This is a genomic window from Dehalococcoidales bacterium (assembly GCA_028716225.1).
Lineage (GTDB): Bacteria > Chloroflexota > Dehalococcoidia > Dehalococcoidales > UBA5760 > UBA5760.
The window spans coordinates 1-2,969 of sequence record JAQUQE010000128.1; the positions used below are offsets into that span (position 1 = coordinate 1).

General features: G+C 54.4%; 8 protein-coding genes. 2 read left to right on the forward strand and 6 right to left on the reverse strand.

Going from position 1 to position 2,969, the window contains the following annotated elements; genetic code table 11:
• A partial coding sequence (locus PHI12_14610) for a hypothetical protein (protein ID MDD5512017.1) occupies positions 1–209 on the forward strand: 209 nt, incomplete at its 5' end.
• A 10-nt stretch (positions 210–219) separates the two neighbouring features.
• Positions 220–357, forward strand: a complete 138-nt coding sequence (locus PHI12_14615) for a hypothetical protein (protein MDD5512018.1) — start codon at positions 220–222, stop codon at positions 355–357.
• Between the two features lie 109 nt (positions 358–466).
• Here the strand turns inward: PHI12_14615 and PHI12_14620 are convergent, their stop codons facing one another.
• The 6 genes from PHI12_14620 to PHI12_14645 all read right to left on the reverse strand — a co-directional run.
• Positions 467–727: a hypothetical protein gene (locus PHI12_14620; GenBank protein ID MDD5512019.1), complete on the reverse strand. Its 261-nt coding sequence runs from the start codon at positions 725–727 to the stop codon at positions 467–469.
• A complete protein-coding gene (locus PHI12_14625) occupies positions 724–1,770 on the reverse strand; it encodes a DegT/DnrJ/EryC1/StrS family aminotransferase (protein MDD5512020.1) in 1,047 nt (348 codons plus the stop codon). Before PHI12_14625 ends, PHI12_14620 begins: the two co-directional genes overlap by 4 nt.
• Entirely contained in the window at positions 1,767–1,907 is a 141-nt protein-coding gene (locus PHI12_14630; GenBank protein ID MDD5512021.1) for a hypothetical protein, read from the reverse strand. Before PHI12_14630 ends, PHI12_14625 begins: the two co-directional genes overlap by 4 nt.
• Positions 1,904–2,134: a hypothetical protein gene (locus PHI12_14635; GenBank protein ID MDD5512022.1), complete on the reverse strand. Its 231-nt coding sequence runs from the start codon at positions 2,132–2,134 to the stop codon at positions 1,904–1,906. The genes PHI12_14630 and PHI12_14635 overlap by 4 nt, the downstream gene beginning before the upstream one ends.
• Positions 2,131–2,607 carry a hypothetical protein gene (locus PHI12_14640; protein MDD5512023.1) on the reverse strand — a complete coding sequence of 159 codons (477 nt, stop codon included), beginning with the start codon at positions 2,605–2,607 and terminating at the stop codon, positions 2,131–2,133. The genes PHI12_14635 and PHI12_14640 overlap by 4 nt, the downstream gene beginning before the upstream one ends.
• On the reverse strand, positions 2,604–2,969 hold a 366-nt coding region (locus tag PHI12_14645; GenBank protein ID MDD5512024.1), incomplete at its 5' end, for a hypothetical protein. The genes PHI12_14640 and PHI12_14645, both read right to left, overlap by 4 nt.

Sequence of the window (2,969 nt, forward strand, 5' to 3'; positions counted from 1 at the left end):
GGGCCGAGGGAAGTGCTGATATGGCATACAAATACGTTCCCCTAGGTTCCCGCGGCAGGCGTAGGAAGACCAAGCTCAAAGGTCGCAAGTGCAAGACGTCCAAGGGCTTTAGCAACTGCATGTCCCGCCAGCTTAAGGGCAAGAAGTGCCATGGAAGCTGCAAGCCGAAGTTCCGGAAGGCCGCGAAATACTGCAAGAAGCACTGCTGAGGATGATGACATGCCTAAAGGAAGGCCGAGAAAGTATCACACATATAGAAAGGGCAAGGTCGTCATCGGCGTGAAGAAGAAAGGATGCGGTAGTAAGCTGTGCGTCCGTGGCTTTAAGAGGAAGTCCTGCGCTTGCCGTAGGCGGTGAGCCTCATGAAGGTACGCCTCAAGAAGTGCGCTCTCAAGTGTAAGTATGGCAAGAAGAAGGGCAAGTGCGGCTGTAAGAAGAAGCCCGGAAAGAAAAAGTAAACCCCTTCCTAACTTTTATTCATTTCGTCCTCGATGAGTTCATCGATTTGCCCATCCCTGCACTTTCGGTACTTGCCGCTGGAGTCCCTGATGACGCACGCCGGGACGTATTTGAACTTGAAGTCCTTGTCCAATTCCTTACCCAGCTCGGACTCGATGGGAATCTCCTTGATTCTCCCATCCTCCAATGGCCTCTTCAGCAGCTTCTTCACTTCCTTGCAGCCGCCACAACCGGTCTCGGTAACTAGGCAAATCTCATCGTCGCTCATGGCTTCAGCCTCCTGATAATATCAACCCCATCTTTTATAATGTCTACTATCTCCTCTCTTGGACAGTTGAGCCAGGATGGGATACAAAGAATCCTGGAGGCGATGTCCTCGGTGATGGGGAGCTTGCCCGCCCAATCGTAGCCTGAGGTCTGGAGGTGCGTCGGCTTGTAGTAGGCCTTGACCTCCAGGCCCTGGGAGACAGCGTAATCGTAGAGGCCGTCCCTCTGCTTCTTCGTGTCCACGAGCATGCCGATGACCTGGTGGTTGCTCTCCCCCTGCTGGAACTGGAAGCTGGGAAACTTCATCTTGTAGTAATCATACGTCGCCTGCTTCCATTCCAGTATCTCAGGCAACTTCTTCAAGTTCTCCAACGCGATGATGGCGTGCGGTTCGGACAGCCGGGAGATGAGGTCCCGCGTCATGGTGTACGCTTTCCCGAACTTGGGAGAATTGGTCAGTATGATGCCCCCCTCGCAGCCGGTGATGAGCTTGGACGGCGATAAGGAGAGCACCGAGGCCATGCCGATGTGCCTGAACCTCTGCCCCAACGAGTGCGCTCTGTCGTAGAAGATGGGCACGGGGGACTGGGCGGCGAACTGAGCACCGAACGTATCGACCGCTAACGCGAAGGCCGGTCCCTTGCCCATAGGGTACTCTTTGACACACCATGAGTCGTAATCGATGTCCATGTAGTACACCGGACAGCCCTGGGCGTTGATGGCGGCGATGGTGGAGTTCCAGGTGAACGACGAGGTGAACCCGATGACCATCTGGTCCCTGGACTCCTTTATCCTCCGGTCCCTCTCTCCAAGCATGGCGACCTGCGCACCGGCCAAAGCGGCTATCAGGCCTTGCGAGCAGGACGAGCACGTAATGGCCATGTCCGCTCCACTAATCTTGGCCACCTTCTCCTCCAACTTCCTGTTGTACTCCCCATTGGACAAGTGCCCATTCATTAGCACTTCCTTGATTGTTCCTGAAGCAGCCTCTGCGGAAGCCTCATCCATGGCCGGATTGGCGAATGGTATCCTGAAATCGCTCATACTCTCCCCTCTTTCTTCCACCATCTCACAAAGTTGACGTAACCGTAGACCTTGGCATCTTTCGCGTTCTTGCAGGCCTGCTTGCGCAGCCTGCCCTTATGCTTTATCCTGTGTATATGGCAATAGACCATGTTCATTCCACTCTCCTCTTGATGTAGTTGACGCATTTGGGTATATTATCGACCATCCTGATAGATATGCCGGAATAACAGATGCACTTGTTCAACCAGTTGTTCTCACAATCCGATACATCGCAGTCTCTCACACCCACCGCACAGTACATGAAACTGGGCGATAGCTGAACAGTAGGCAGCTCCATGCCCTTCACATGTGTAGCATCGTCGTTCCTATAGTCCCCGTTCATGCATGCACCACTTCCCTCTTCAACTCCCTCTTTATTCTATGCCCGTCCGCGTACCGTATCTCCCACGGCTCTAGCTTGTCGTCCGGTCCGAAGACGCTCTTTAAGGCCAGGACCGCTCCCTCGGGAACGTGGGCACCAGGCAGGAGTATGGACTTGGAGCCGACGAAGGCATGGGGGCCTACAGATATGTCCTCTGTTCTGATGCAGCGCTCCTTATCCCTGCAAAAATCGGACATGTTGCCCCACGCCGTATCGGACGAGGTCAGCACTAAGACGTCATACCCTAGCACAGAATAAGCGCCCATGGTCAATGAGCCTCTTCCCGCGACTATGCAACGCGCATTGATGTGCGAGCCGATAGCCATTTTTAAAAGCGGGGTGAATATATATGCTCCGGTGCCGATGAACGATTGCTCGTGCCCCTCTATCTTGGTCCGGGGGGAAATGGTCACGCCGTCATATAGCTTGGTCATTTTCTTCCCTCAAGTTGCTTCTCAGCTTCGATGACTATCCTCCCATCCTTGACCGCCTGGGCAATGGCCTCCTTCTTCTCTGCAAAGCGTCCTTGCAGCTCTGGAACCTGCTGACCGCTGGCCACATCGAAGACGGCGACCATGCCATTGTCGAAATGGCAAACATCTACGTGGTAGACCTTGTCATCGGACAGGGTGACGGATTCGTTGGTCCCCTTCTCCACGGGCGTGTCCTCGTACTCGGTCCCTACCACCTCCCGAACGACCTTCTTGATGCTCCTCTCCACCACTGTACCTGCCTCCAGCGATATGGGCTTGGAGCAGAACGGGCAGTAGCTTATCTTGTTGATGTCGTGGCAGTC

Bases quoted from the DNA above. Each gene is read 5' to 3' on its own strand.
- PHI12_14615 (MDD5512018.1), top strand. From the start codon at position 220: ATGCCTAAAGGAAGGCCGAGAAAGTATCACACATATAGAAAGGGCAAG.
- PHI12_14620 (MDD5512019.1), bottom strand. From the start codon at position 727: ATGAGCGACGATGAGATTTGCCTAGTTACCGAGACCGGTTGTGGCGGC.
- PHI12_14625 (MDD5512020.1), bottom strand. From the start codon at position 1,770: ATGAGCGATTTCAGGATACCATTCGCCAATCCGGCCATGGATGAGGCT.
- PHI12_14630 (MDD5512021.1), bottom strand. From the start codon at position 1,907: ATGAACATGGTCTATTGCCATATACACAGGATAAAGCATAAGGGCAGG.
- PHI12_14635 (MDD5512022.1), bottom strand. From the start codon at position 2,134: ATGAACGGGGACTATAGGAACGACGATGCTACACATGTGAAGGGCATG.
- PHI12_14640 (MDD5512023.1), bottom strand. From the start codon at position 2,607: ATGACCAAGCTATATGACGGCGTGACCATTTCCCCCCGGACCAAGATA.